General features: G+C 42.7%; 23 protein-coding genes. 13 read left to right on the top strand and 10 right to left on the bottom strand.

Annotation, left to right across the window (positions count from 1 at the left end; all coding sequences use genetic code 11):
* The first annotated feature begins 3 nt into the window (after nt 1–3).
* From CLV99_RS03605 to CLV99_RS03660, 12 genes are read left to right on the top strand one after another with little or no spacing between them, the layout of a single operon-like run.
* Nucleotides 4–789, top strand: a complete 786-nt coding sequence (locus tag CLV99_RS03605; RefSeq protein ID WP_133583121.1) for an SGNH/GDSL hydrolase family protein — start codon at nt 4–6, stop codon at nt 787–789.
* Nucleotides 773–1696 (top strand): succinylglutamate desuccinylase/aspartoacylase family protein, encoded by a 924-nt coding sequence (locus CLV99_RS03610; RefSeq protein WP_211348402.1) that lies wholly within the window; start codon nt 773–775, stop codon nt 1694–1696. The genes CLV99_RS03605 and CLV99_RS03610 overlap by 17 nt, the downstream gene beginning before the upstream one ends.
* A 3-nt stretch (nt 1697–1699) precedes the next feature.
* Nucleotides 1700–2509: an SDR family NAD(P)-dependent oxidoreductase gene (locus tag CLV99_RS03615; protein ID WP_133583122.1), complete on the top strand. Its 810-nt coding sequence runs from the start codon at nt 1700–1702 to the stop codon at nt 2507–2509.
* A complete protein-coding gene (locus CLV99_RS03620; RefSeq protein ID WP_133583123.1) occupies nt 2506–3597 on the top strand; it encodes a pyridoxal-phosphate dependent enzyme in 1092 nt (363 codons plus the stop codon). Before CLV99_RS03615 ends, CLV99_RS03620 begins: the two co-directional genes overlap by 4 nt.
* Nucleotides 3598–3611: 14 nt before the next feature.
* Nucleotides 3612–3986: a RidA family protein gene (locus CLV99_RS03625; RefSeq protein ID WP_133583124.1), complete on the top strand. Its 375-nt coding sequence runs from the start codon at nt 3612–3614 to the stop codon at nt 3984–3986.
* A gap of 6 nt (nt 3987–3992) precedes the next feature.
* Nucleotides 3993–5459: a M81 family metallopeptidase gene (locus tag CLV99_RS03630; RefSeq protein WP_133583125.1), complete on the top strand. Its 1467-nt coding sequence runs from the start codon at nt 3993–3995 to the stop codon at nt 5457–5459.
* A gap of 3 nt (nt 5460–5462) precedes the next feature.
* Nucleotides 5463–6290: an SMP-30/gluconolactonase/LRE family protein gene (locus tag CLV99_RS03635; RefSeq protein WP_133583126.1), complete on the top strand. Its 828-nt coding sequence runs from the start codon at nt 5463–5465 to the stop codon at nt 6288–6290.
* On the top strand, nt 6283–7218 hold the full coding sequence (locus CLV99_RS03640; RefSeq protein WP_133583127.1) for an aldo/keto reductase: 936 nt from the start codon (nt 6283–6285) through the stop codon (nt 7216–7218). Before CLV99_RS03635 ends, CLV99_RS03640 begins: the two co-directional genes overlap by 8 nt.
* Entirely contained in the window at nt 7203–8006 is an 804-nt protein-coding gene (locus CLV99_RS03645; protein ID WP_162850014.1) for an SDR family oxidoreductase, read from the top strand. Before CLV99_RS03640 ends, CLV99_RS03645 begins: the two co-directional genes overlap by 16 nt.
* A gap of 46 nt (nt 8007–8052) precedes the next feature.
* Nucleotides 8053–9108, top strand: a complete 1056-nt coding sequence (locus tag CLV99_RS03650) for a hypothetical protein (protein ID WP_133583128.1) — start codon at nt 8053–8055, stop codon at nt 9106–9108.
* A 17-nt stretch (nt 9109–9125) separates the two neighbouring features.
* Nucleotides 9126–10424 (top strand): aspartate aminotransferase family protein, encoded by a 1299-nt coding sequence (locus tag CLV99_RS03655; protein ID WP_246032687.1) that lies wholly within the window; start codon nt 9126–9128, stop codon nt 10422–10424.
* 38 nt (nt 10425–10462) lie between these two features.
* Complete coding sequence (locus tag CLV99_RS03660) at nt 10463–11707, top strand: MFS transporter (RefSeq protein WP_133583130.1); 1245 nt, start codon at nt 10463–10465, stop codon at nt 11705–11707.
* Nucleotides 11708–11883: 176 nt separating this feature from the next.
* Here CLV99_RS03660 and CLV99_RS03665 read toward each other — a convergent pair whose 3' ends face one another.
* The 4 genes from CLV99_RS03665 to CLV99_RS03680 all read right to left on the bottom strand — a co-directional run bounded on the left by CLV99_RS03665 (nt 11884) and on the right by CLV99_RS03680 (nt 16360).
* Nucleotides 11884–12639 carry an SDR family oxidoreductase gene (locus CLV99_RS03665; protein WP_133583131.1) on the bottom strand — a complete coding sequence of 252 codons (756 nt, stop codon included), beginning with the start codon at nt 12637–12639 and terminating at the stop codon, nt 11884–11886.
* 86 nt (nt 12640–12725) lie between these two features.
* Nucleotides 12726–13103, bottom strand: a complete 378-nt coding sequence (locus tag CLV99_RS03670) for a helix-turn-helix domain-containing protein (RefSeq protein ID WP_133583132.1) — start codon at nt 13101–13103, stop codon at nt 12726–12728.
* A gap of 118 nt (nt 13104–13221) precedes the next feature.
* Nucleotides 13222–15099, bottom strand: a complete 1878-nt coding sequence (locus tag CLV99_RS03675) for a sensor histidine kinase (protein WP_162850015.1) — start codon at nt 15097–15099, stop codon at nt 13222–13224.
* 478 nt (nt 15100–15577) lie between these two features.
* Nucleotides 15578–16360 (bottom strand): hypothetical protein, encoded by a 783-nt coding sequence (locus CLV99_RS03680; protein ID WP_133583134.1) that lies wholly within the window; start codon nt 16358–16360, stop codon nt 15578–15580.
* 82 nt (nt 16361–16442) lie between these two features.
* Between CLV99_RS03680 and CLV99_RS03685 the strand changes: the two genes are divergently transcribed.
* On the top strand, nt 16443–17126 hold the full coding sequence (locus tag CLV99_RS03685; RefSeq protein ID WP_133583135.1) for a hypothetical protein: 684 nt from the start codon (nt 16443–16445) through the stop codon (nt 17124–17126).
* Between the two features lie 13 nt (nt 17127–17139).
* Here the strand turns inward: CLV99_RS03685 and CLV99_RS03690 are convergent, their stop codons facing one another.
* The 6 genes from CLV99_RS03690 to CLV99_RS03715 form a co-directional block, all read right to left on the bottom strand.
* Nucleotides 17140–17643 (bottom strand): SRPBCC family protein, encoded by a 504-nt coding sequence (locus CLV99_RS03690; protein WP_133583136.1) that lies wholly within the window; start codon nt 17641–17643, stop codon nt 17140–17142.
* A 219-nt stretch (nt 17644–17862) separates the two neighbouring features.
* Nucleotides 17863–18486 (bottom strand): hypothetical protein, encoded by a 624-nt coding sequence (locus CLV99_RS03695; RefSeq protein ID WP_133583137.1) that lies wholly within the window; start codon nt 18484–18486, stop codon nt 17863–17865.
* Nucleotides 18487–18504: 18 nt separating this feature from the next.
* Complete coding sequence (locus tag CLV99_RS03700) at nt 18505–19656, bottom strand: hypothetical protein (protein WP_133583138.1); 1152 nt, start codon at nt 19654–19656, stop codon at nt 18505–18507.
* A gap of 313 nt (nt 19657–19969) precedes the next feature.
* Entirely contained in the window at nt 19970–21235 is a 1266-nt protein-coding gene (locus CLV99_RS03705; protein ID WP_133583139.1) for a ComEC/Rec2 family competence protein, read from the bottom strand.
* 7 nt (nt 21236–21242) lie between these two features.
* Nucleotides 21243–22703, bottom strand: a complete 1461-nt coding sequence (locus CLV99_RS03710) for a SusD/RagB family nutrient-binding outer membrane lipoprotein (RefSeq protein ID WP_133583140.1) — start codon at nt 22701–22703, stop codon at nt 21243–21245.
* Between the two features lie 11 nt (nt 22704–22714).
* The gene (locus CLV99_RS03715) at nt 22715–26083 is read right to left on the bottom strand and encodes a SusC/RagA family TonB-linked outer membrane protein (protein WP_133583141.1); all 3369 of its coding nucleotides are present in this window, start codon (nt 26081–26083) and stop codon (nt 22715–22717) included.
* Nucleotides 26084–26200: the final 117 nt, after the last annotated feature.

A 26200-nucleotide genomic window follows, 5' to 3' on the forward strand; every position in this document is an offset into this window, starting at 1 on the left:
CGGATGTACGGAAGGAAAAGTTTTCTTGTAGGGCTTGGCTCGTTACTGGGGGGCTTAGTGCTGACCAGTGGCATCGAGCCTAACTTTAGAAATGTATTGGAGGGATCTGACGAACGGCATGCTTTGCAAGCACTATTAGTACGTAAGGAGCCGGTAAAGTGGTTGTTTACGGGCGATAGTATTACCCAAGGGGCCAAACATACGCATGGCATGCGTTCGTATTCCGAGGTTTTTGCGGAGCGTGTCCGATGGGAGAAAGGACGCTCTAGGGATGCTGTTTTGAATTCGGCGGTCTCTGGTAATACCAGTAGAGATCTTTGGAATGATATGGATTGGCGCGTGAGCCAATATCGACCCCACGTCGTCTTTATTATGTTGGGAACGAATGATGCAGCCGACACTAAAGAGGTCTCAGTAGAGGAGTATATTAAAAATTTGGAAGCCTGTATCGGTAGAATACGATCCGAAAATGCGATACCTGTATTGATATCCCCACCTACGATTATTACTGAGTTGGCACAAGAGCGTAAGAATTTGCCCGACTATGTAAAGGCAATGATCAGATTGGTGGATAAGGAAAAGATCCTATTCATTGATAATTATACATATTGGTCGAAGGCGCTCCATGAGGAATATCCCGGTTTGGTGAACCAAAAATTTATGAATGATGCATTGCACCCGAATGGGTATGGTCACCAGATCATTGCACAGGTTATTTTTAGGTATTTGGGGATTTTTGATCCTAAAGACGCTACGTGCGGAGGAGCATATTATGAAGGGAAACACTGATTTGACTGTATATAACCTTGAATCGGGAGCCGCAGGACCTGTAGTACTGATACTGGCTGGAGTTCATGGTGATGAATATGAACCTATGTTGGCTGTGAAGCAGTTGAATGGTTTGCTTAAGGCACATCTGCACTGTGGCAAAGTATTGCTGGTGCCTATAGTAAATGATACTGCATACAGACATGCGAGTCGCCTAGGTGCGGATGGAAAGGATCTGGCGCGATGCTGCCCTGGTGACATCTCGGGTTCAGAGACGATGCGGGCTGCCGCTGCTGTATCAGCGCTGATACAGCAGTCGGATTATCTGATTGATCTGCACACCGGTGGACGATTGTTTGATATCTACCCCATGGCGGGGTATATGCTGCATGCAGATCCACAGATATTGGACAAGCAGCGAGAGATGGCGAAAGCATTTGGGTTGCCTGGCATATGGGGAACGGATACAAAGCCTAATGGACGTACGCTGTCGGTAGCGCGCGATGCTGCCGTCCCAGCCATATACGTCGAGTTTGGTGGGCCTGGGCCTATAAGGGATATCGTGATAACTAGCTATGTGCAGGGCTGTATGCAGGTATTAGAACATTTAGGAATGCTGAAACAATATACCGAGGCTATGTGTGATTGGGAGGGATATACTGCTTTTTTTAAAGAGGATAGTAAGCCGGAAAGTGGCTATTTGCAAGGTAAAATGTTAGCCAGCTGCGAAGGTGTTTTTAAAGTTAGCGTCAAGGTTGGGCAACGAATCGTGACAGGGCAAATGTGGGGGGAAATATGTGATCCTAAAACGGGCCTTGTAACACAGATTAAAGCAGAGTCGAATGGATTGGTATTGTTTGTAAGGAGCGAACCTTTTGTTAAAATAGGTGAATCATTGGGTGGAATACTTGAACTGGACGGGGAATAATTTATGGAAAAACGTGTGGCATTGATAACGGGCGCTGCTCATGGTATAGGATGGGCAATGGTAAACCGTTTTTATAATGAAGGCTATGCTGTAGGACTGGTCGACCTTCCTCAAACAAATATGAACAGCAAGGTCGCTGAATATGGATATACTGAGGATCATATTCTTTTGATTGAGGGAGATTTGCAAGAAGTAGATTTTTTACAGGAAATCGTAAATCGATGTATGCAAAAATGGGGTCGGATTGATGTTGTTGTAAATAACGCTGCCTGGCGTACTACAGATAGCTTGAGAACATCTTCCTTGGAGGTGTGGAATAAAACCTTGGCAATTAATGTGACTGCACCAGCATTTTTAGCTAAAATGGTTGCCGAAGCTCTCATTAAGCAAAAGAAGTCTTGTGTGTTTATTAATATGTCGAGTATCATGTCTGAGCTAGTGGCAGGATATGCATCGGCATATGTGGTCTGTAAAGGGGCTATGGAAAGTCTTACCAAGGAACTGGCCGTACTCTATGGGAGGCATGGATTTAGAGCGGTAGCTATAAGACCTGGAAATGTGAAGACCTCACTTAGTAGTGATTATACAGATGCTGGTGGAAATAACGTCAGCGCTAAACTGGTGGAGGAGATTGAAGATCGTACACCCGAAGGACGTTCGGCTAGTGCCAATGAAATAGCGGCTGTTGCTATATGGTTAGCCTCTTCGGATGCTAGTTTTATAACAGGAACTGCTATTACCGTAGACGGTGGATTGAGTAGTAATTTTAGTTCGTACGCGTCAAAGAGACGCCTAAAATCGGATGAGTTTTGAAAGGTATTTGGAGATACGCACATTGGATGCCAACTATCCATGTCGAAAATAGAATAAGCTTAGGGGAAGGAAATACACCTTTGCTAAAGTCAAAGAATATAGGTCCAATGTGGGGACTGGAACAGCTATACTTTAAGTTGGAAAATCTGAACCCTACCGGGTCTTACAAAGATCGATTTGCAGCAATGGCGGTTTCGAATGCGCTTGAACAGAAAAAGACATCTATTTTGGCGACTTCAAGTGGTAATACTGGAGCAGCCTTGGCTGCTTTTAGTACGGCAGCTAAGATGCCTTGTAAGATCATCATTGTAGACGGTGCGCCCTTTGGTAAGTTGCAGCAAATGGGAGTGTATGGTGCTGATCTGTTTATGGTGCGTGATTTTGGGATCACTGCGACCTGCACAACAGAGATCATGGAATATCTGAGTAAACTGGCATTAAAAGAAGGGATGAGCTTAGAGATCAGTGCTTTCTGCTACTCGCCAATAGGTATGCAAGGTGTTCAGACAATCGCATTTGAATTGGCCGACGAGCTGCCTGAAACCAAGTATTGCTTTGTACCTGCAGGTGGAGGTGGTCTTTTTCATGCGATGCAACGAGGATATGATACCTACGGAAAGATGAACGCAGGTTTTGAGGCGCCCACCTTGTATGTGGTACAACCTAAGGGAAATGATACCATAGCGACAGCTTTAAATGATAAAAGTACTGTTATGAAACCGCTGGCAAAAAGTAGGTCTTCAATAAGTGGGCTACAGGTGCCTTCGCTTTTGGATGCACAGGCTATCATAGATCGTAGCAGTAATCCCAATACAAGTGGGGCTCTAGTGGATGATGAAGAGGTGTATTACTGTCAGCAGATATTGGCAAGGAAGGAAGGCATATTCTGTGAGCCTGCGGGAGCAGTAGCGTTGGCAGGATTGGCACAGGCTATAAAAGACGGACGAATAAATAAAAATGAACCAATAGTATGCTTGATCACAGGCAATGGTCCGAAAGATCTGAAGTCTTTGGATAAAATCTATACAGCTGATGATTGTAACTATATTATGGATCTTCAGGAGTTGACACAAAGTATATTTAAATAGTAAAAGTTAATCGTATGAAAGAGTTTATACATGGCGATGGTGTTCCTACAAGTCACCTACCATTTTCACCGGCTGTAAAGTGTGGCGACTATATGTTTATTTCGGGACAGGCATCTGTAGACCTGGAGGGAAATATCGTGGTCGGGTCATTTGAAGAGGAATGTATCCGGTCCTTTGAAAATTTAAAAAGAATTATCGAGGCTGCCGGATATCATATGTCGGATGTGGTGCAGGTCAGGAACTATGTAGGGAGACAGGAAGATTTAACGGAGTTCAACCAAATATATAGAAGGTATTTTTCGACACCTTTTCCAACTCGGACGACTCTAATAGGATGTTTGGGTACTTTGCTGAAATTTGAGGTAGATGCCGTAGTATATATATCCTAAGCTGTAATGACAAAGAAAAGGGTAGCTATTGTCGGGCTTTATAATGAATCTAATACCTTCTGTAAGAAAGGTACAGAATGGAGTGATTTTGAAGACGGCCATCTTCTTGTGGGACGGGAGATTCTGGATGAATATGTTGATGCGTTTCACGAAATAGGAGGCTTTATAGAAGGAGTTATGGATAGTAACATGGAATTGCTTCCTGTTTTTTTCGCGGAAGCAACTCCTGGAGGTATTATTGGGAGAGAATGCTATGAAAGGCTGAAAGCTAGCCTGATAGAAGGTATTAAGTCTGTGTTGCCTCTGGATGCAGTCTATGTAGTGGCTCATGGTGCGGCGGTAAGTGAGACGGAGCGGGACATGGATGGAGACTGGCTCTCTGCTGTGCGTACATGTGTTAGAGATGATACCTGTATCGTTGGGTCGTTGGACCCACATGCTAACGTGAGCCAGAAGATGTTGGACGCTACAGATGCTTTACTAGCATACCGTACTAATCCGCATCTGGACCAAAGGGAGACTGGGCTCCGTGTGGCTATCTTGTTGCGCAAGATGTTATTTGATAATATGAAGATAAAGCAAGAGCTTATTCAATTTCCAGCATCCATGAGTATCGAACAGCAGGAAACAGATGTAGAACCCTGTCTGTCGTTGTACAGGGAGCTAAATGAAATCGTGAGCCGGAATGACGGATACGATATGAGCTTTATCTTGGGATTCCCTTATGCTGACGTGCTTGAGATGGGATCATCCATAGTTTTGCTTAGCGAGCGTGATGTAAATACAACGGGATTAAAAGATAAATTGAAAGCCTGTGTGGCGTCTTATTATGATCGTTTTGTGGGTGCTCGGGTAACTATTGAAGCGGTGCTGGATAGGCACTGGCAGAAGCCACTGCTCGTGCTGGATATGGGAGATAATGTTGGCGGCGGTGCTATGGGGAACAGTAGCTATGTGCTGGATAAAATGGAAGAACGCCATATTCAAAATGTATACTGCTGTATCTATGCGCCAGAACTAGTTTTAGAAATGGATAAACTGGCCTTGGGTACAGAGTTGGATATCAGCTTTTCAACATACAATCCGGTAAATGCTAAGGCGGCATATCGGGTGACATTGATGGATATCCAAGATGGGCGGTTTGAGGAAAAGGAACCGAGACATGGTGGACAGGTTCATTACGATATGGGGAGGGTGGCTTTAGTAAAGACCGCAAATAGCAATTGGATACTATTGACCTCCTCGCGTACGCCACCATTTAGTAGTAAACAATTAGAAGTATGTGCTGTACCCATAGAAAAACTAGAGTGGATTGTGGCCAAAGGTGTCAATGCTCCAATAGCTGCATTCAGTTCGATCTGTACTGAACATGTGAAAGTACACACACCTGGTGAATGTAGCGCAGATGCTACTCAGTTTAGCTATATCCATAGGAGGAGACCTATGTTACCTTTTGAAATAATAACAGACTGAATAATGATACTAGTCAACGATTTAAAGCTGAAAATTACTAAGGATATATGTCTGGATACGGAGTTTTATACGGAGGGGCCTGTTATCGATCGCGATGGAAATGTATATGTTACCAACCTGTTGGGGGGTAAAATACTAAAAATTGATTGTCTTCTGACAATGGATGAGTGGGGGGCGTGTGAGAGTCCAAACGGGCAGTATATATCGGCCGAAGGGAATCATTGGGTATGCAATACACTGGCCTCTAATATCCTGGTTTTTGATAGAGACGGGAAGTATAAGTATTGTGCCTATGACGGGACAAAGGGGAGTTTCAAAGTAGTTTCTCCCAATGATCTATGGGTTGAACCTGATGGTAGTTTCTATTTTACGGACTCGGTACGCGAATTGGGGCAGGTTGTATTTGTGGATCTAGCTGGTGAGGCACATTTGCTCTCTGCGGAGTTGGATTACCCAAACGGCATTGTACTGGACAAAGTTAATAATAGACTGCTGGTAGCAGAAAGCTACCAAAATAGAATACTTAGTATTGATTTAACAGAGAAAGGAGCAAAGCCTTCGGTGTGGTTGGATCTGCCTGTGAACAGTAATAGGCAGGAAATAGGTAATCTGCCGGATGGTCTGGCGCTTGACCAACAGGGGAATCTCTGGATAGCACATTATGGTATGGGAAGAATATATCGTGTGGATATTAGCACTAAAGAATGCTATGGATTTGACGTAGGGTTTCCGTTAAGCAGTAATATTTGCGCGCAGAATGGACGCTTGATATTAACAGGCGGAGTATCTGAACCTAAGGGAGGAAAAGTTAGAATGATATGGTATGCATAAAGGAGATAAAAAAATAAGTATTCCGCCCTTGACGATGGGTACGGTGGCTCTCGGGATATCCTATGGTGTTTTTGAAGATCAAAAGCGACCAGATACGAAGGCGAGTTTACGCATGCTTGAGGAAGCATACAAACAAGGGGTCACGTGCTTTGATACGGCGAGAGAGTATGGAGATGCAGAGGCTATCATCGGTGAATTTGCGGAACGATCGTCAGTAAAACCGTTAATTGTTTCCAAATTTAAGCTCTCGAATGAAGCGTTGAAAAATAAGGAGGTTGCCCTTCGAGAGGCCACAATAAGTTTGCGCAAAAGCTTAAAGGCCTTAAAGTTGGAGGCTCTTCCAGTTTTGTTATTTCATAATACATCTGATCTAGATCAAGAACAGATGATTCGATTGGTGCCGGAAATCCTTGAAAGATTTAAAAAGCAGGGGCTAATACGGCATGGGGGCTTATCCATTGATCATCCGTCTGAGCTAAAGAATGTTGTCGATATTGGCGCATTTGAGGTGTTTCAGGTTCCACTTAATGTATTCGATCAACGGTTAATACAAGATGAGGCTTGGGATCAGTTATGTAAAGCCAATAAAACGGTGATTGCCAGAAGTGTCTTTTTGAAAGGCTTGCTATTGCGGCAGCCTAATACATTGACTGGAAATCTTAAAGAAGCTAGTATTGCCTTGTCGGAACTACAGAGTTTGGCGGATAAAGCAGAAATGTCTGTCGCACAGTTTTGTTTTTCTTATATCCGCGATCTACCCGGCGTATCCAGTATCGTGTTCGGCGCTGAACAACCGATACAGATTGTAGAAAATATCGGTATGATGCACGGGCCCGCTATTTCGACCGGATTAAGAAAGGAAGCAGAGCAAAAATTTAGATCTATATCAGAAACAATTTTAACACCTAGACTATGGAAAATAATATAAATAGACTGTTTACTTTAGTTGATAAAGTCGTTTTAATAACAGGTGGTTATGGGTTGTTTGGTAAACCCATGTCACGCGCGTTGGCCGAAGCTGGGGCTAAAGTCATTATTGCATCAAGAAATGCTGCGTTGTGCGAAGAATACGCTAAAGAATTACGCAGCGCCGGTTTGGATGCCCATGGTTATGGGCTAGATCTAAGTTGTGAAAGTAGTATTAAAGAAGTAGTCGGACAGATCGTAGAAGAATTTGGTCAGATCGATATATTAGTTAATAACGCGGTGTCGCGCGATGGTTTTAAAAACCTTGCCGATATGAGTAAAGAAGAATGGGAGAATGCACAACGTATTAATTCTACAGGGACCATGCTATTGACGCAAGCGGTTCTATCGGATATGCAAAAGCGGGGAAGCGGTAATATCATTAATATCGGGTCTATTCAATCTGTCGTAGGGCCAAATTTTGAAGTATATGGACAGACGGGAATGACAAGCCCTGTCAATTATACTTACGACAAATGGGCCATCGTAGGCTTTACCAAATGGATTGCCAACTATTATGGTAAATATGGTATAAGGGCAAACTGTCTGAGCCCTGGAGGCTACGGACCAGGCGTGGCCAATAGTTTCGGTGAAACTGAATTTACTCAAAATTATAGAAGGCTGACGCCTATGGGACGTTTTGCAGAAGATAAAGATATCATGGGGCCGATCATTTTTTTGGCATCGGATGCATCTTCTTATATGACAGGACATAATCTAGTGGTAGACGGCGGTTGGTCGAGTTGGTAAATTAAGATATTGATATATGAAGACCGTTTTAAAATTAGCAATAGTAATGACATTATTAGTACAGGAAGCACAAGTTAAAAGTCAGGTTAAGATCACTTTAGATAGCGAACACTATCCTTCTATCCCAGATAAAATAGGTTTTGCTGCGATGTATGCTGCGGAGGTGAAAGGAGGGATTTTAGCGGCTGGCGGAGCAAATTTCCCAGATAAAATGCCTTGGGAGGGAGGAGTTAAGAGGTGGCATAATACCATTTATAGTCTAGAAAAGAACGGAAAGGTATGGAAGGAACTATCTCTAAAACTTCCGATAGAAATGGCCTATGGAATTTCTGCCTCATTGAAGGAAGGCTTATTGGTATGTGGGGGAAATACAACAGATAACAAACCTTTGTCTTCAACGCTAAGGATAATTCATAAGAATGGAACCTACGTATGTGAACAACTAAGGGATATGCCATTTACTTTAGCCAATATGAGTGGTGCAAAAATGGGCGATTGGATGTTTGTAGCGACCGGTTCTAAAACGCAAGATGGTACACCCAGCAATGTATTTCTAGCCTATGATATAAAAAGGGATATCTGGATAAATCTTCCTGATGTACCTGGTCCAGCGCGAATAAATGCGGTAAGTGCTGTTTTTGATGGCAGATTTTATATTTTTTCTGGGATTGCAATTGAAAAGGAAGGGGCAGTCACAAAGAGAATCATATTGAGCGATGCTTATTGTTTTGAGCCTAGGGTTAAAGAGGGTAGGTTGGCAGGAGGTGTATGGCGGCAGTTGTCTTCGAGCCCTATAGGGGTAGCTGCAGGTCCTGTTCAGGCGCCCGTAAATAGGAAAGGAGAGGTTGTTTTTTTGGGGGGGCTCGACCATAACACAGCGCAGCATGCTGATCCTAAAACGCATCCAGGATTCTTAAATGATGTGTATGTATATAAAATAGCTAAAGATAGCTGGAAGAAGGTGGGCGTATTGCCCAAAAAGGAAATGCGTTTGACTTTGCCTGTGGTTCAGATAGGAAAGAAAGCGGTGCTTATCAACGGGGAAATAGGCCCTGGGGTACGAACGAATACGAATTTGGCTGTTGATATTGAAAAACTATAAACCGAAAATAAATGATCATGAGAAAATATACGGAATCAAAAATAATGTTAGAAAGGGCATCTAAGGTGTTAGCTGGAGGTGTTTCTTCTGAGTTTAGAAAATATAACCATCCACACGCCCTTTTTTATAAAGGCGGTGTAGGAACGAAGATTATTGATGTGGATGGTAATGAGTACCTGGATTTCACATTGAGTCAGGGGCCGCTAATACTTGGACATTCGCATCCTGAGGTACTGGCTGCAGTGAATTCTTATTCGGACAGCGGTCAACTTTATGCAGGTCAACATATTCAGGAAATAGAACTCGCTGAAAAGATTTGTGAGCTTATACCTTCTGCCGAATTAATACGCTTTTGTCTGGATGGTTCTGAAGCGGTGCAAACTGCTTTTAGGGTGGCACGTGCAAAGACTGGAAAAAATAAGTTCTTACGTTTTGAAGGTCATTATCATGGATGGCTTGACAATGTAGCATGGGGCATCTCCACTCCTGGTGTAGAGCAACTAGGTGAGGAATCGAACCCAAATGTCTATCCATGGTCCAAGGGGATTTCGGCTGGTAGCAGGGACGAGTTTTTGATTCTTCCTTGGAATAATCTAGGATTATTGGAAGCGGCATTAAGTAGACATCATCAAGATATTGCTGCGATCATTACGGAACCGGTGATGTGTAATAACGGTTGTATCCCTCCCGAAGAAGGGTTTTTGGAAGGGGTACGTAGCCTTTGTGATAAATACGGTATCTGTATGATTATGGATGAGGTCATTACTGGATTTCGCTTGGGACTGGGGGGAGCCCAGAGTTTTTTTGGGATAACGCCTGATCTCTCCATTTTTGCGAAGGCTATGGGAAGTGGCTATCCAATTAGTGCAATAGTAGGCAAGAGTGAATGGATGGACTGTATTGCCTCGGGTGAGGTGATTCATGCAGGTACTATGAACTCCAGTAATCCTACGATTGCAGCGGCACTGGCAACCATTCGTGTATTGGAAAAAGAAAAACCCTATGAACGTATGTTTTATCTAGGTAAGAAATTGATGAATGGATTGCGTGCTGTAGGGGAAGAGACAAAGCAGAATCTGATGGTCAGTGGAATGGGGCCCATGTTTAATACATTTTTTGCCGTTGATGGTCTTCCTAAGGATTATAGGGGGACACTTTACGCTGACAAAGGAAAACTGTCCCGATTTGTGATAGGTTTGCAGGAAGAGGGAATCCGTATAATTGGGCGAGGTCTTTGGTATATCAGTACCGCACATACAGAAGCCGAAATTGAATATACATTAGAAAAAGCGAGAAAAGTACTAGAGAAACTCTAACCTTTGTTATCTTATTGAAGCAATAACCAATTACAATTATGACAGATACCTCAACTAAAATGAACCTAAAACCTTGGCTGATCGTCGCCTCGTTATTTATTATTGCACTATTGAATTATATCGATAGAACCATGATTACGACCATGCGGGGATCTATTGTTGGGTCTATCCCAATGACGGATGCTCAGTTTGGATTATTAACAGCTGTTTTTTTATGGGTCTATGGTTTATTCAGTCCATTTGCTGGTTTTCTAGCTGATAAGTACAGTAAAAGCAGGGTCATTATTTTTAGTCTATTTGTCTGGTCTTTGGTCACTTGGATGACATCACTTGCCACAACTTTTCCAGAGCTTTTGGTTACAAGAGCTTTGATGGGAATCAGTGAGGCTTGTTACATCCCGGCAGCGCTATCGTTAATAATGGACTACCATACGGGACGCACACGCTCGCTCGCTACCGGTGTGCATATGGCAGGGATAATGGCGGGCCAAAGCTTAGGTTTTCTGGGGGGCTGGATTGCCGAAAATCACACCTGGAACTATGCTTTTTCAATTTTTGGAATCTTTGGGATTTGTTATGCTGTAATTCTATTGTTTTTTCTTAAAGACGCTCCTAAGTCTGATCATGTGGCGGAAAAAGTCAAAGAAGATAAAGTGGAATTCAAAAAGACTATTGCAGTGTTGTTTGGAAAACGTTCTTATATATTGATCTTGCTCTTTTTTGGTCTGATAAGTGTAGTGTCTTGGTTGATTGTAGGTTGGTTACCAACTTACTTTAAAGAGAAATTTGATCTGACACAAACTCAAGCAGGTGTTTATTCAACAGGTTATGTTTTCACGGCTGCTATATTGGGCGTATTGATCGGAGGTTATATTACTGATCTATGGAGTAAAAGAAATAGTAAATCGAGGATATGGATGCCATTTATTGGTTTGTGTATTGCAGCACCAGCTATATTTTTGGCTAGTTATGCAACGATTCTTATGCTGAGTCTACTTTGCTTTATTATTTATACGTTCTGTAAATCATTTACCGATACGAATACGATGCCTATCCTTAGTATGGTTGTCGAACCTAAATATAGAGCCACGGGATATGGGTTTCTGAATTTTTGCGGTACCCTGGTAGGGGGACTCGGATTGTATTTTGGTGGCTCATTGCGTGATGCGGATATAGATCTAGGCTTGATTTTTAGGCTTGCTTCTATTTTGATCATTGTGGCAGCACTATGCTTGTTTATGGTGAAACCAGATGAAAAGTTAATGAATGAAGAAGCAAAATAATCAATAAATTCGTGTTTGCAATACGACTGGGGGCCATATACGAAAAGGATTATTATAAGAGTATTGTGTTTGTACCTGTATCGATCAAGTTGATCTATCTTATTTCTTTTAGGAATTTAATAGAAGGCAAATAGCACTAACGCTATTTGCCTTTCAAAACATAAAGCTATATTCTATTACCTTGTGGTGTAACCACCGTTGGCAAAGATCGTTTGTCCTGTAATCCACCACCCGTCAGTAACCAAAAACTCTACTAATGGCGCAATATCTTTAATATCAGTGAGGCCACCTAGATCAGAAGCCTGTTTGTGATAAGCAACAGCATCATCACTCTCCTGTCCGTAGAAGAAAGGGGTGTCCATGGGACCCGGAGCAACGGCAGTAACTGAAATGCCGCGAGAACCGAATTCCTTAGAAGCTGCTCTTGTAAAGTGTTCTACCGGAGCTTTTGCTCCAGCATAAGTGGAGTAATATCCCGTAAATGCAGCTAATAAAGAGGTTACAATGGTGTTGATTTTTCCATTTTCATTCAGTTTCTTTCCTGCTTCCTGAATAAAGAAATAGGCTACTTTGGAGTTAATATCACTCATATAGTCGTATTCTTCTTCAGTGGTGTCTGCAAAAGGCTTCTTCAATACTTTACCTACGGTATTAATAGCAATGTCTATACCTCCGAATCTTTCGATAGCTGCATCAAAAAGTTTAGTAATGTTTTTGACATTGGTTAGGTCTGCCTGAAACAAGAAGGCTTCTCCACCTGCATTGTTGATGTCTGTCAAGGTCTTTTCAGCATCAGCTCGGCTACTGTCGCTATTGTAGTGTATAACGACTTTAGCTCCTTTTGAAGCAAAATTACGGCTTAATAAGCCTCCTAAGTTCTTTGCACCCCCTGCGATTAGAACTACTTTGTTATTTAAATCATTTCTTGCCATTGTATTTGATTTTAAATGTTATACATTTTATATTACAAAAATGGCGAACCAAGAAATATAAATCGTGGTGAACTTTTCGGGACTTTTTATTTGTCGGCTGATTTTCTGAATTGCCCAGGTGTTTCTCCGACAAAATTTTTGAAAAACTTTGAAAAATTGGATGGATCGTAGGTCAATGTCTTCGCAATTTCAGAGATGGATTTGTCTGTCTCTAAAAGCATCTGTTTGGCCTTTTCTATGATTTTAAGGTCATAAAAATGGCAGGGGTGATTTCCAGTTTCTTTTTGAACGGTATCCGTCAAATGTTTATGGGAAATAAATAATTCGGCGGCAATCTGGTTAATTTCCATGAAATCACTGACATTTCCTGAAGCTACATCTGCGATATGCCTGTCCAAAAACTGAAAATACTGATTGGTGATTTCCTCGCTTCTTCTTACTATGTCTTGTTCGGTTTCTTTCATTTAAGTATAACCTGGATAATACTGCAAAGATGCTATTTTTCAGTTAAATACGTACGGTGAGATTTTCGAATTTTTCATTCAGGCAGAAGCCTTAATCTGATTGCTCTGTTTTGCGCACTTAAAGTATAGGTATGCATACGGCTATTTCCGTACCCTTGGTATCTGAATGTATTTCAGTTTTGCCACCCAGGGATTCGACCCGACGACGAATCGAATTCAGCCCCATTGTTGATTTTCCATTTTTTTGCTTTACGTCACCTAAGCCTATCCCGTCATCATTGATTGTCAGAATGAGTTTGTCTTCTTCTTCATAGATCAAAATTGCTACACTTTTAGCTTTTGCGTGCTTGATAATGTTGGTGATGGCCTCCTGGATAATCCGAAGCAAGGTGATCCTGTTATCGACACCGACATGGAGCAGGGAGTCGTCGTCGATGTGTATGGTTTTGTTATATCGGCTATCCGGAAGCGAATTATCGGTGAGTTGCTTGATTTGTTTTTCAAATGACTGTTCCAGTTGTTTATCGCCTGCATTGAACCACTCGTGACTTTTACTTCGCGCGGCCCTATAGGCGTTTTCTGTTTCTGCTTTGATCATTGTCATTTTACTTTTAAGGCTGTCATCGTCAATGTCCAACAGGAGCGTTTCCAGTTGATGCCTGATAGCAGCGATAGATGACGAAAGGCCATCGTGAAGATCTTGGCCGAGGCGTTGTTGTTCGTCTCTGACAGCCTGATATTTTGCTTCTTCCAAGGCAATAATTTGCATATTCGCGGTATCATTGAGTGCTTCTAGCTGTTCTTTTGCTTTTTTGCTTCTATACACCATGATCAGGTAGATTCCTAATATGATGGCAGTAGCTGCTGCTGAAATCAGCACTAACCAAAACGTCCGTTGCTGCTTTACTTTTTCTGATTTTTCAAGTGCTATACTGCTATGCTCAGCCTGTGTGTAGGCATACAATAAGTCGCTTAATTCTGTAGTTAGACTGGCCTGTACATCCTGTTCATGCTTTAGTGCATCAGTGAGGTGAGTATATGCTTGCGCATAGTTCCCTTTCAATGCCTGTAGTTTAGCTTTGAATTCTGCAAGGTCAGCCGCTTGGCCTTTGCCAAAATTTGGTGAGGTTTCATATCGTATTATGTAAGCCTGCAAACTGTCTACATTTCTTAGGTTCAGGTAGTTCTCCATACGGAGCCGTACGAGGTTGATATCGATAAAGTTGGTCGCCTGATCTTTGTAGGTGACTTTTAGCCCCTCCATTTGATTCAATAGGTTTTTGGTATCTATATATCTTCGTTCGAAGTTTGCCAAAGAGAGCTCGATGTCGATCATCAGCATATCAGTATACAGCATCTGAGGTCTCGTAATAGGATATTTAGCACGAATAGCAACACCGATTTCCCTTGCCAAAAAAGCGATTTGACGGACAGAAGTAGCGTCGTTCATCTCAATATATCCGGTCAGTACAGGTGAAAGGATATATAGCGCGTTTAAACCTACTGACTCGTCGACACTGTCCTTTTGCAGCAGCCCAGGTAGGGATTCTAAGTATTCTTTTTCTGTCTTAAATAAATCAACAATTTTGTCGTATAGCCTTTGTTCCTGATAGATCTTACTTTTTTGTAGCTGCTCTATCAAGGGATGCCCTTCACCATATTCTTTGTACGCTACAGTAATCTTTTCGGCGTAATACATGGAGGCGCCTTTCTTTTTAAACATACGCGCATTATTAAAGAAGAGATAGTAATAGCTGATACGTGCCCTATGATATTCGTTGTTGCTCCAGGCGATCTGCTCGTAAAGACTGAGCAGATCGACCAATTCCTTAGTTTCGATATGGGTGCCTTCTGAAAATAAGAGATGCACGACCGAATCTGCTTTTACGAAATAATCCTGTGCGGATAGCTTTCCAGAATGGTACTTTGCATTTAATACATTGAATTCGTTCTTAGGATTTTTTTTGGTCTGCGCAGGAGCTATTTGAAAACACATCAACAAAATTAAACAGAGAAGGTATATATTACTCAAAGACGAGGAAAGCGGAATTTTCATGCAGCGAAGTATGTTTGTAGGTTTTGTTTGGATTAATATATTAGCAGTAGTATGTAATAATTTCACACTGAAGCAAAGATAGTTTTATTATTTATTTTGAACGGAATTAATTTTGCTTGAGATTTACTGATTTTACGGATAAAGAGAATATGTCTGTAGAGGAGGTGTTTCAGGACAAGTTCATTAAAGCTAAAGCTAAAGTGGTCACGGTCGGCGAGTGACTGATCCAACATAAACTAACGTTGGATGAATTAATAGGTTATACGCATATACATAGGGCTTTATAAAAATAAACCTGCATATAGGCTATGGAATATGCGATTAAAAAGAAAGAACCCCGCAATATCGGATCGTAATTCTATAGATATCTCTTAGGTACGCCAACGGACGATGAACCTAGCGTAAAATGTAAATTCAATTAACAAAAATCATTAAATCTGTTGGAAGTCCAGCCACCCTTTCTATTTTTAAGCACGTCGATGATTACCTCCGGTAAACTTTCGATATCTCGATTCTCTTTCAGATGTAAACGAAAATAGAAACTACCTTCATAAAATATATCTTCATCGATGTATGCGATTAAATTTTCGTCTTCAAATAGTTCTATGCCATCATAAATTATATGATTTACAAAACTAGACTTAAGCTTTTCTTTAAATGAATCCATATTTTCAATTTGCATTCCGAAACTACTGCAATTATTTAGGTACGTAAGCATATGTTTTAGTACAAATGAAGTTACGGAAGGATATGGAGCACCATAGCGTTCAAAATCACCATTATCAGACTCGTAATCTAAGAAGTAGGAGTATACTTTTGGATTTTCTTCTTTAAAATCCGCTGTTTCGATGGCCCAATAGATGTCCTGTTCGGCTTGGAGTAATAGCGATAATGCCTGGTGTTTCTCGAGGAATGAAATGGCAAGACCATCTCTGAAAATACTGGAGAATTTATTTGTTTTTTGTCCGCTGTTAGGGTATATGTGCGCTACGCTTTGAAGTTGATTGGCAAGGGTAAAAAATCGTTCAGCAGCTGGGGGTAATGTAAAGGGGAAAGACTTTTCGAGTTCGGTCAATTGATTGCTATACGCTGTGTTAGGAATTTCAAAATCATACCAGTTTTCAATGAACTTTCTTAAAGTTGCCCATTTCTCATCTGTTGTCAAATCATCTGCGGTAAAAACAGGAAGGTATTTTTTCATTCGTAGCTTTGTTTATAAGTCAATATAGATATATTTCGTGATATTTGATTTTATATTGTATGATGACCAAATATAATAAACGATGAGAAAGTTAATTGTCTCCATTTTCACGATTTTAGTCATTACCTCCTTTCATTCTTGTTCTTTTGCTACTAAAGAGGACAAGAGCCCAGAAGTATCTACGCTTGAGGAACTGATAACCGCAAATAAAGTAGTACAGGTAGAGGAGCGGGATTCGACTGTAATGCATACCTTGGCGATGTTGGATGACTCGCTTTATTATTCGAAGAGACAGCTTTATATTTACCAGTCATCAGCGACTGGAATAGGGAAGAAGGATTCCTCCAAGTATACCGTAAAAAATGAAATTCGTCTCAAGAATGTTTATAATGGTAAAATCTATCTATCGGATACTGTCAGTTCGGCTTCAGCTATTTTGATGGATAGAAATCATAACATTATACTGAATAATGTCTTCTATGAGGCTCCTAGCTATTTGACTAAGAGACTCGTGGATAGTGCTGATATGGGAAATGGATTTGTAGCTATAGAACAGCAAGCAGTCAGTTTGGGGAAAGAACTGCCCGAATTTGATGAAAGCATAGTCTACAAGTGGACGAATGGCCGACTGCCCAGTATGCATAAGATGTTTTACTACGAACTGGAAGGACAGAAATTCAAAAGTATAGGAAGTGAATGCTATCGGATCAATAGTAACCCAAAGTATTTTTACCAAGCCCGTTTTGGGATTCTGAAAATGAAGTAGGTCAGGGATGAAATCAACTCTTCAATCGTGTTAACAATGCATCCAGTTGCTGAAAGTCTACGGCCATTCCTTCCAAAAAGCCCATTTCGATTTCCGTTTCCAAATCTTTTACTGAATGATATGTTAATAGGATTTCTACGCTTACACCTTTGTCTTTTGGGATAAAGGTGTTTTTCCATTCGTTTTGTGGGAAATCTAGATTTATTACCCCATTTTCGTCGGAGAATCCACCTTTCATAGTGAATGATTTTTTGTTTTCAATGGAGACAAAATCCGCTTTAGCCCAATGTTTGTCATCTTCAGGACTTACCATAGCGTAGAGCCAATAACCACCTACCTGAAAATCCATTACCTTCGTTTCTGCGCGATAGGGTTCCGGCCCCCACCATTGATCCAGTAGCTCTGCTTTTGTCCATGCCTCCCATACCAATTGGAGATTTGCTTCAAACTCGCGTACCATATGGATTGTTTTTTCATCTTTATTGACCGTGTAGTCAAATGACAAGTTGCTTTTCATGTCTCTATTTTTTATGGTTTTCAATAAGCCTTCCAAATAGTGGCCTTTTGTTTCTACTGTTACCTGAAATAGATATTCAGTGTGCAGTTCGCTATATTAAAGGTACGTACAGCTATCTGGTCTCACAAATTTAAGGGAATTACTTGCCTTAGGACAAGAAGGAGAGGGGCGTTAGAATCAGTAAGTTATCGGTGCTTATCGATAGCGGACAGGTTGTCATTATGGAGAAACCTTACGGTAAGTGTTAAGTCCAAAAGCCTTAATCTCATTATCACCGCTTCGTTGAAATGTTAGCATGCCTACACCGAGGTCACAGGAAAGTATGTGATTAAAGGCATTATAACTCATTTTTTTCGTGTAACGATTAGTGACATAATAATAAATTTCTCCTTCTTTTTTTATTTCATGGCCACCTTCCATATCGACACGCTCCCAATGTCCGATAAAGAAATCTGGATTACAATATTCGTCGACTTTTTTCTCTTGCTTTTCCGCCTCAGCTCTGTTGATCTTCACGTAGTTTAGAACATGTTTTTCGGTGTGCAGCGTCATGTTCTTCGGATCTTCTGATAGTGCTAATAGGATGGGGACGCTGTCAGATTCAACAACAAGTGCGGATGTTAACTTGGTGTTGGCCTTATCGAATTCAGCAGGTAGTTCAAAGCCCCGATTCTTAACGTAATATAAGGAGTCAATCTGCTTTATCTCGATCACTTCAGAATAATCATCACCCGCGATCACCCAATAGCCGACGAATTTATTATCATCAAATTTTTTGCAGGAAAAAAATAAGAATAGGGTAAGGGCCGTGAAAAATATTTTTGATATAGTCGTTCTTTTCATGTGGTCAAGATTGAAATATTATTTGTCCGTAAAATAAATAGCGGAAAACTGCTTGTTTTCATCAAACGTTAGTGTAATCTTGTAGGGACCGTGGTCTATCTCTAGGTAGTTTGAGATTTTTAAATCCTGATAGTTTAGGATTCTTTTTGAATCAAACATTTTGATTGCATCTTCCCATTTTGTGCCAGGTTTCAACGGGCCATCAAAAGAGATCTCTACCTTTTTAAAGTCGGTAATGGAATAGCCCTGAAGGATATTCTCTTTATGATTTTCAGGATTGGTCTTGTTAGGTGAGAAAAAGAAGTAAATATCATGATACTTGTCCTGATAGTAAACCTGCTTTAATGCGGCACTGGCTCCATCATATTCTTCTAGACGCTCAAAGCTGCTATATGATGGGAATCTCTTGATATCTTCCTCTGTGGACTTGCCTATAACGAGGTTGCTGATGTTCCAGTCTTTATCAATGGTAAGCTGGGGTTTGTTTTTAACATCTTCCGGTTTAGTTGCGTTTCTGACGAGAGATTGTAGGTATTTGTCTTGGTCACAACCTCCCAGATCGATCATGCCATTGAAGCTATCCCAGTAGCAGGTTTTGGAGAGGTTGGTATTGTTGATGATAATAAGCCTGTCATAATCCGAAGCAAAGAAAATGAGCTTGTTCTCGGCCTTGATATTCCAGTACTGCCCATTATCGGTATTGGGATTTTTGGTGCCTTTACCATACTTGGATTCTAGCTTATTCAAAAGCGCAGTCTTTAGCTCCGGACTTTTCATCTCAATCCGAACACCATAGACGTTCGTGTCGGCTTTATACTTTGTTAAATTATCCTGTAGTTTATTGCTCTCGCTTAAAGCTGACATATCGTAATGTGCACCTCCAAAGCGCGTGATGCTGTCGGTTTTTAAGGATTCAGCATTGATTAAAAATAAGACCCGACTTCCTTTTAGATCAATATCACCATAGCTATACTTGCCGGGGTTTATCACTTCTACTATAAGATCATAAGGATACTCTATGGTTTCTACACCAATCAATACGGTGTCGTTTGTGTTGTATACGTTATGTATGGGTTCATTTAACGCAAGGGTGGCGAGGTCTACTTTTTCAATTTTCTTACAGGAGCTTACGGCAAATAGGAGTACAAAAAGGGATAAGTAAAGGTTCATAAGTTTATTATTAGTATACGATTGTCTTTTGTTTTGACTTTATACCAATTACCATTCCATTTTTTTAAGGTGGAGATGAAGAAGGTGATGGCAAAACGTCACTGCGAGCTTGCCGAAGCAGTCTATACAGGTTGCTTTGTCGTTTCAATCTCCGGTACTCGGAGTAGGCTCCCCGCAATGACGGATAGATTACACGTCACTGTGCTGTTTCCCGAATTTACTTCGGGAAAGCAGTCTGTTTAGAAACTTTCGAAAGAATTCCTGATGGAATGTGTTCCTTCAGGAATTCTTTTTTGTAATAACTAGCTATCGATTACCTTTCTTTAGATTGATAGGGACCAAAGGTATTTTCTAACCTTAATCCATCGGCCTGCGTAGACAGGGCATGTACCAGGTAGCTACCATCGCCTTTGACCTGTAGCCAGAGGTGCTTGTCCGTAGACTTGTACGCCCGGTCTACGATATCGCCTAGGACGATTCGGTTGGCAGGTAGGATGTCTGTCGCAAACAGGTCTCTTGGTCCACTATAGAGGTGGGGCGAGAGCAAGCGTTGCAGGGTTTCGGGCCCCGGTTGATCCGCGGACCATACCACCTGGAACCATACGCGCGGCTGCAGTGTACGTATAAATTGATCGTTCAGGACATCGCGTCCGGCATGGTGGTTGGCTATCGCAACATCGACCGATCCGATAGAAGGTGCTATTTTGGATTCCATATCGTAATAGGCCGGTGCACCCACCGACGGTACACCTGGTGTATCTCCGCCATGAAAGAACTTGAAACCATTGTATTCAATCAGAATGCCGCAGCTTACGCCATTTTCCGAAGGGATATACGAGCCATCTTCAGGGTAGGAATAGTGCACTTTCCCCGTTTTACTGTCCCAGTAATAACCATTGCCGGAGATATTCTGTATGCTGAACCGTGGGTACTTGTCTGCTTGGTGTTTTAGCTTGAACTGGTTGCGCTGTCCCACCTTAAACCCTTCTACGTTCATTCCCTTGGCTTGTTGGGCCTTTAGGTATGTCTGATAGTTGACCAAGGTTTTATATTCCTTGATATTATTTTTCTGGAGGTATGTTGCCAGGTCGAAAGGTACAGTGTAATTCGGGAACCCTCTGTCTACAAGGGTGTTGAATTGGATGCGCTCGCCTACACCCGTGATACCACTGAGGAGGTAATCGCCCTGTGTGGATTTGCGCGCACCTGGATATACCATGCCGTAGTGGTCATCGTGAAAATGGGTGATGAAGGCATAGTCAACCTGCTGCTTGTCTTTGTTGGGGTTGATCTGCTCGATATAGTCTGCAATCCATTGGTCGGCAAACTTGGAGGCGTTGGGATATGCGGCCGAGTTGCGCGGCGACCAGGTCCGTTGATCGGAGAGGTCGAGCTCTCCGGGATCTGTCAGCATGGTGGTGCCATCGGGCATGATCGTAAAAATGGCATCGCCATGTCCTGTTTTGAAAATAAGGACATCGAGGTTTCCTTCCTGCCATTTGGGGATATTGGATTGTGCTGTTGCACTAAGCTGGAGACCTAACAACAACAGCGGTAGTGATTTTAGTATCTTGATCATCTCGTCGTTAGTTATAGATCCATAGTTTATGCATGATATTGTCGGTCTTCATGCCTTGACGGGCTAGGGCCTGCTGATAGTGGTCTGTATTGGTGTTCTGTTCAGACAGGGGGTACATCATGCGGTAGGGCATACTCGAGGTGGCCTGGCCCTCGCCAAAGCTTAGCTTAGGATATCCAGTACGGTGGTACTCGAACAGGGGTTCGAAATCGCCCTGATGATAGAATAGGATGTAACGCTGGGCATAGACCTGTTGTAGTGCGGTCTCTGTGTCGGTAGATAATGCGTTAAGCTGTAGGTAGCTGTTGGCTTGTTCTTGGATACCGTAATGGGCAAAAGAAGCGGTTATCGCATGGTCGTAATAGGACGCGGTACCTGAAAACCACCCTCTTAATTGGGCTTCTTGTAGCAGGAGCATAAACTCAGTATAACTGAAAGCCAGCGAAGGTTTGCCGACAGGAGAAGTGGTGTAGTTGGTCACATGGATACGGCTATAATCGCCAGTGGACGCCAGTTCAGTCGCTTTCGGCATGGATAGGCTTCCGTCTATGCCTTGATAGGCATTGAAATCCTGAGCTGTCAATCCTTGTTCTAAGGCATTCTGAGAAGGCTGCCCATAGAAAAATAGACGTGGATCCTGTAGCGTTTTCATCAGATTGGTGAGGTCTTTCCCTAAAAAGCGCTTGTTCTGTACGTTGAAATCCTGGTACATCGGGTATCGGATCAGTTCGTAGTCACTATATGCGACCTTTACTTCATCTTCGGCACTTGCAAATACCGGGTATTGGGCGGGATTACTCACGATTTTTTTAAAGCGGTCGGCTACTGCCAGGTCTGTATCCGACTGTTGGTTGGAGCAGGAAAGCAACACTTTCAGGGAAAAGGAATTGGCGAATTTTTGCCATTTCTTGAGGTCTCCCTGGTATAGGATATCACCGTTTACCCGGCTAGGGGTCTGTGCCAGGATGCTATTGGCGGTTTCCAACTCAGATAGTATACCTAATAGTACTTCTTTTTGTGTGTCATAGGCTGGTGTGTATACCGGTGCCCCGGCCTGTTCGCCTGCTAATGCCTGGGTATAGGGGATATCGCCATACATACGTGTCAAGAAGAAAAAGTTGTACGCCCGTAGGATATGGGCGATCGCTTTGTCGGCTTCTGTAGCGCTAGTCGCGGTCATTACCTTTTGCACATCGCGTAGTATATTGAACTCGTCCCAGCTACCTGTACTCCATTCATAGGTCTGGAAGGCCTGTCTGTCGGAGATGGCGGTGTTGTGGCGCATGGTCAATCCCGGCTGCCAAGGATAACGGTTTTTAAAACTTTGGAAGATGACATTCGGTAGGATTGCCTGAGGCTCTACGATTGTAGGACGGTTGGGATCCAGATTGTATTTGTCTACATCACAGGACAGAAAGGTGCTGCCCACGATGAGTCCGCCCAGTATATATTTTAGTGCTGTTTTCATGCTTGTATGGATTAGAATTTTAAGTTGACATTAAACCCGATATTGCGTGTCGACGGGAACTGTAACTGATTGCCCACGATACCGCCATTGCCTATATCAGGATCGGCAAATGGAAAGTCGCTGATCAAAAATAGATTGGAACCGATAAGGCTGAAGGATCCACCCTTGAAAAATCCACCCATCTTTTGGAGCTGTTGCGGTGTCAGGGTATACCCAAAAGCGACTTCACGCAGTTTTAGGAAGGATAGGTCGTGGATATTGGATTCGCCATTCAGTCTGTACCAATACTGCTCGACAAAATCCTTGTAGGTGGTGCCATAGGTGTTTGGCACGTAACCATCTGGGGTAGCGTTGACACCTTCGGCGATGTATTTCTCGCCACGGTTATATGCCTCACGTTCGGCTCCCACAGATTCAGGATGTGCTCCCGAATACCACATCTGCCGGTTCAGATTGGCCTGATCGATACCACCAATGCGCGCCTCCCACAGGAAGGAAAGGTGCCAGCTTTTGTCAAAAGTAAAGTCATTGCTCCAGCCTAATGTCCAGTCGGCACCAGTGTGCCCTAGGTTTTTCAGGGTATTGTCTTTGACTGGTAGACCATTGCTGCCGATGATGAGCTGCCCATCTGCTGTTTTCTGCATGCTGTTGTCAGTCAGATAAGAGTCCATACGCTCGCCGACTTTGATGCCCGATAGATTGTCTTTGCCGCCATGTACAGCATCCAGGATGGTGCGGTTGGTACCCCAGTTGAACACCGTGTTCCATTGCAGGCGTGAGGATAGGGGCAGATTCAGGCCTGCAGTAAGCTCTAGCCCCTGTCTCTTGAAGCGGTTGCCGTTGATTTTGTATTTTGCAAATCCGGAAGCTAACGACGATTCTTGGTCAAAGATCGATTCGGAATCGATGTACTGATACGCGGTCGCATCGAATGTCAATAGGTTACGGAAGAATGATCCATTTAAGCCTACTTCAATACCGTCTGTCTTCTGTGGGGTTAGCATGGTATTGCCCAGAATATTGGAATAGCTTACGGAGTTCAGTCCGTTATAAGTGATGGCCGGATTATAGAAGGTCTGGTATTGGTAAGGAGCCAGATCGGCACGTACCTGTGCCCATGAACCTCTTGCTTTAAGGAAATGGTTGCTCGGCAACTGCAATAGGTTGGAAAGGATGACCGATCCCGATACCGATGGATAGGTATAGGTATTGTTGTCTGTCGGCAGCGCCGATGACTGGTCTATACGCTCGGATAGTGTCAGGAAGTAGTTGTTGTCATAGCTTAGATCTACAGAGACAAAGGCCGAGTTACGGGCATACTGTGTTAAGTTGTTTTTGGCAAGTACCGGTCCGGCCGAATTGGCCAGGTTATAGACGTTAGGTACCTGTAGACCTTGGGTCTTGGATTCTTGCCAGTTGGATTCTCTAAAATTGATGGAGGCACCTACGAAACCATCGATTGCAAATTTGCCAAACTCCTTGTTGTATTTGACAAATAGATCGGTATTGTACTCGTACAGGTTATCGTTTTTGAGTTCGTAATTGCCTTTGATGGCATTTGCCCCGATAAAGTCAAAAGGGTACTTCATGGCCGTGGTGGCACCGATTATTTCTGCACTCTGGCGAAGGTTGATCTCCCAGTTGTCGTTGAACTTGTACTCGCCACTCACGACACCGAAGAATTTATTGCGGCGTAAAGACTGTGTCTGCTCATAGGCCATGTAATAAGGGTTATTGATCCAGGAGTAGTTAAAATACTTTTGCTCATAACCTTCGCGGCCGGGTAGCCAGTAGTCTTTAAAATCGCGCATATCTACATCCTTGCCGGCCCAGATAAGCATACCGTATAGGATATGGGTATTCCCATAGGTAGTCCGAGGATAGTTAGGCGAGTTTTGGTTGTTGTACTGGAAGGAGGAGTTGACCTTGAACTTGTCCGTGATCTGCGAGGAAGCATGAAGCGAAGCATTGTAGTTCTTCAATTGTGTACTAGGTACCTCGCCATTGGTATAGTCATAGCCCATGCCGAGACGGATATTGCTGCGGTCCGTTGCTTTGGAGATATTGATATTATTGCTCAGGGTGTAGCCGTTCTCTAGGTAATTTTCTAGGTTTTTACGACCCCGGGATACGAAAGGGGTAGGGATGCGGTTGCCTTGGGCATCCAATGGGCTGTCCCACTGTGGGGTCTCCCAGTAGCCGCTAGCGGTATTCGGATCTTTTTGGTCGAGTTTGGGACCCCATACAAAATCATTGTCAAAGGTACCGTTGCCCATACCGTCAAAGTATGCATACTTGCCCTGCTCGCCATTACCGTAGCTGTTCTGCGTTTCGGGAAATACAATCCACCCGGCGCGGAATATGGATTTCTGGCTGAATTCGACAGCTGTCTCGTTCTCGCCTTTTTTGGTGGTGATCTGTATAACACCATTCTGCCCCTTGGAACCATAGAGTGAGGATCCTGTAGCTCCTTTTAGTACGGTGATATTGGCAATGTCATCGGGGTCGATATCATAGGTGTTGGAGTTGACCGGTATCCCATCGATAACGATTAACGGTTGGGCACCACGAAGACTGATTTTTGTTTCCTGCATCAGATTGGGTGAATTGAATACCGTAAGGCCAGCGACTTTTCCACTGAGCTGAGAAGCAAAGTTGTTGATCGGTATGGTCGTTAGGTCTTTACTTTTCAGTTCCTGTACTGCATAGCCCAGTTTCTTGCTGTCTTTTTTGATCCCTAATGCGGTGACAACCACTTCTTCGAGGTTCTCGTTCTGTGCTACCATGATGACTTGTAGATTTGATCCACTGTTACGGTAGGTCGATAGCTCGCCGATTGTTACTGAAGAGTATCCCACATGTTTGAAGATCAGTTTGTCCGCTCCATTGGGAAGGTTGAACTTGAAGTATCCCTTCTCATCGGTACTGTAACTACCGCGCTGACCGGCTATAGTAATCGAAACCTGTGCCAATGGGGTATTGGTATTGTCTTTTACATAGCCTTGGATACTACTTTGTTGTACCTTTTTGGATGTACTGATGATGATATGTTGACCAGAGAGTTGAAAATCGTAGTTCGTAGCATGTGCTAGCGATTGGATGACTTCCTGTAGCGTGCCATTCTTTTGAATGCTGATGCTCTTGTTTACATCGATCTGCTCGGCATTGAAAACGAAGTTATACCCTGTCTGCTGTTCGATCTGGCGTAATGCTTCTCGTAAGGATTTGTTGCTTATTTTTAGGGAAACTTTACCTTGTGATAGCGGCGTAATCTCACTATGTATCGTTGGTACAGTGGATGCATTTAAGCAATTGGGTACGGCTTGCAGTATCCAGGTTGCCAGGATTGATCGGTATAAGAAATGCTTATTAATCTTCATTATAATAACTTATTCTTTAGTAGCAAATGAGCCTATGATGTGGTAAGGTGATTTTGAGGTTGCATACCCATGATAGTTTCATTATTTTTGAATTAATACGGTCTTAAGTATTTTATT

This window comes from Sphingobacterium yanglingense (genome assembly GCF_004363245.1).
Lineage (GTDB): Bacteria > Bacteroidota > Bacteroidia > Sphingobacteriales > Sphingobacteriaceae > Sphingobacterium > Sphingobacterium yanglingense.

Coding starts and splice junctions, on each gene's coding strand:
- CLV99_RS03705 (WP_133583139.1), bottom strand. CDS start 21,235: ATGATCAAGATACTAAAATCACTACCGCTGTTGTTGTTAGGTCTCCAG.
- CLV99_RS03665 (WP_133583131.1), bottom strand. CDS start 12,639: ATGGCAAGAAATGATTTAAATAACAAAGTAGTTCTAATCGCAGGGGGT.
- CLV99_RS03630 (WP_133583125.1), top strand. CDS start 3,993: ATGACAAAGAAAAGGGTAGCTATTGTCGGGCTTTATAATGAATCTAAT.
- CLV99_RS03625 (WP_133583124.1), top strand. CDS start 3,612: ATGAAAGAGTTTATACATGGCGATGGTGTTCCTACAAGTCACCTACCA.
- CLV99_RS03640 (WP_133583127.1), top strand. CDS start 6,283: ATGCATAAAGGAGATAAAAAAATAAGTATTCCGCCCTTGACGATGGGT.
- CLV99_RS03690 (WP_133583136.1), bottom strand. CDS start 17,643: ATGAAAAGCAACTTGTCATTTGACTACACGGTCAATAAAGATGAAAAA.
- CLV99_RS03710 (WP_133583140.1), bottom strand. CDS start 22,703: ATGAAAACAGCACTAAAATATATACTGGGCGGACTCATCGTGGGCAGC.
- CLV99_RS03655 (WP_246032687.1), top strand. CDS start 9,126: ATGAGAAAATATACGGAATCAAAAATAATGTTAGAAAGGGCATCTAAG.
- CLV99_RS03685 (WP_133583135.1), top strand. CDS start 16,443: ATGAGAAAGTTAATTGTCTCCATTTTCACGATTTTAGTCATTACCTCC.
- CLV99_RS03615 (WP_133583122.1), top strand. CDS start 1,700: ATGGAAAAACGTGTGGCATTGATAACGGGCGCTGCTCATGGTATAGGA.
- CLV99_RS03610 (WP_211348402.1), top strand. CDS start 773: ATGAAGGGAAACACTGATTTGACTGTATATAACCTTGAATCGGGAGCC.
- CLV99_RS03715 (WP_133583141.1), bottom strand. CDS start 26,083: ATGAAGATTAATAAGCATTTCTTATACCGATCAATCCTGGCAACCTGG.
- CLV99_RS03670 (WP_133583132.1), bottom strand. CDS start 13,103: ATGAAAGAAACCGAACAAGACATAGTAAGAAGAAGCGAGGAAATCACC.
- CLV99_RS03680 (WP_133583134.1), bottom strand. CDS start 16,360: ATGAAAAAATACCTTCCTGTTTTTACCGCAGATGATTTGACAACAGAT.
- CLV99_RS03645 (WP_162850014.1), top strand. CDS start 7,203: ATGGAAAATAATATAAATAGACTGTTTACTTTAGTTGATAAAGTCGTT.
- CLV99_RS03700 (WP_133583138.1), bottom strand. CDS start 19,656: ATGAACCTTTACTTATCCCTTTTTGTACTCCTATTTGCCGTAAGCTCC.
- CLV99_RS03605 (WP_133583121.1), top strand. CDS start 4: ATGTACGGAAGGAAAAGTTTTCTTGTAGGGCTTGGCTCGTTACTGGGG.
- CLV99_RS03675 (WP_162850015.1), bottom strand. CDS start 15,099: ATGTGTTTTCAAATAGCTCCTGCGCAGACCAAAAAAAATCCTAAGAAC.
- CLV99_RS03660 (WP_133583130.1), top strand. CDS start 10,463: ATGACAGATACCTCAACTAAAATGAACCTAAAACCTTGGCTGATCGTC.
- CLV99_RS03650 (WP_133583128.1), top strand. CDS start 8,053: ATGACATTATTAGTACAGGAAGCACAAGTTAAAAGTCAGGTTAAGATC.
- CLV99_RS03635 (WP_133583126.1), top strand. CDS start 5,463: ATGATACTAGTCAACGATTTAAAGCTGAAAATTACTAAGGATATATGT.
- CLV99_RS03695 (WP_133583137.1), bottom strand. CDS start 18,486: ATGAAAAGAACGACTATATCAAAAATATTTTTCACGGCCCTTACCCTA.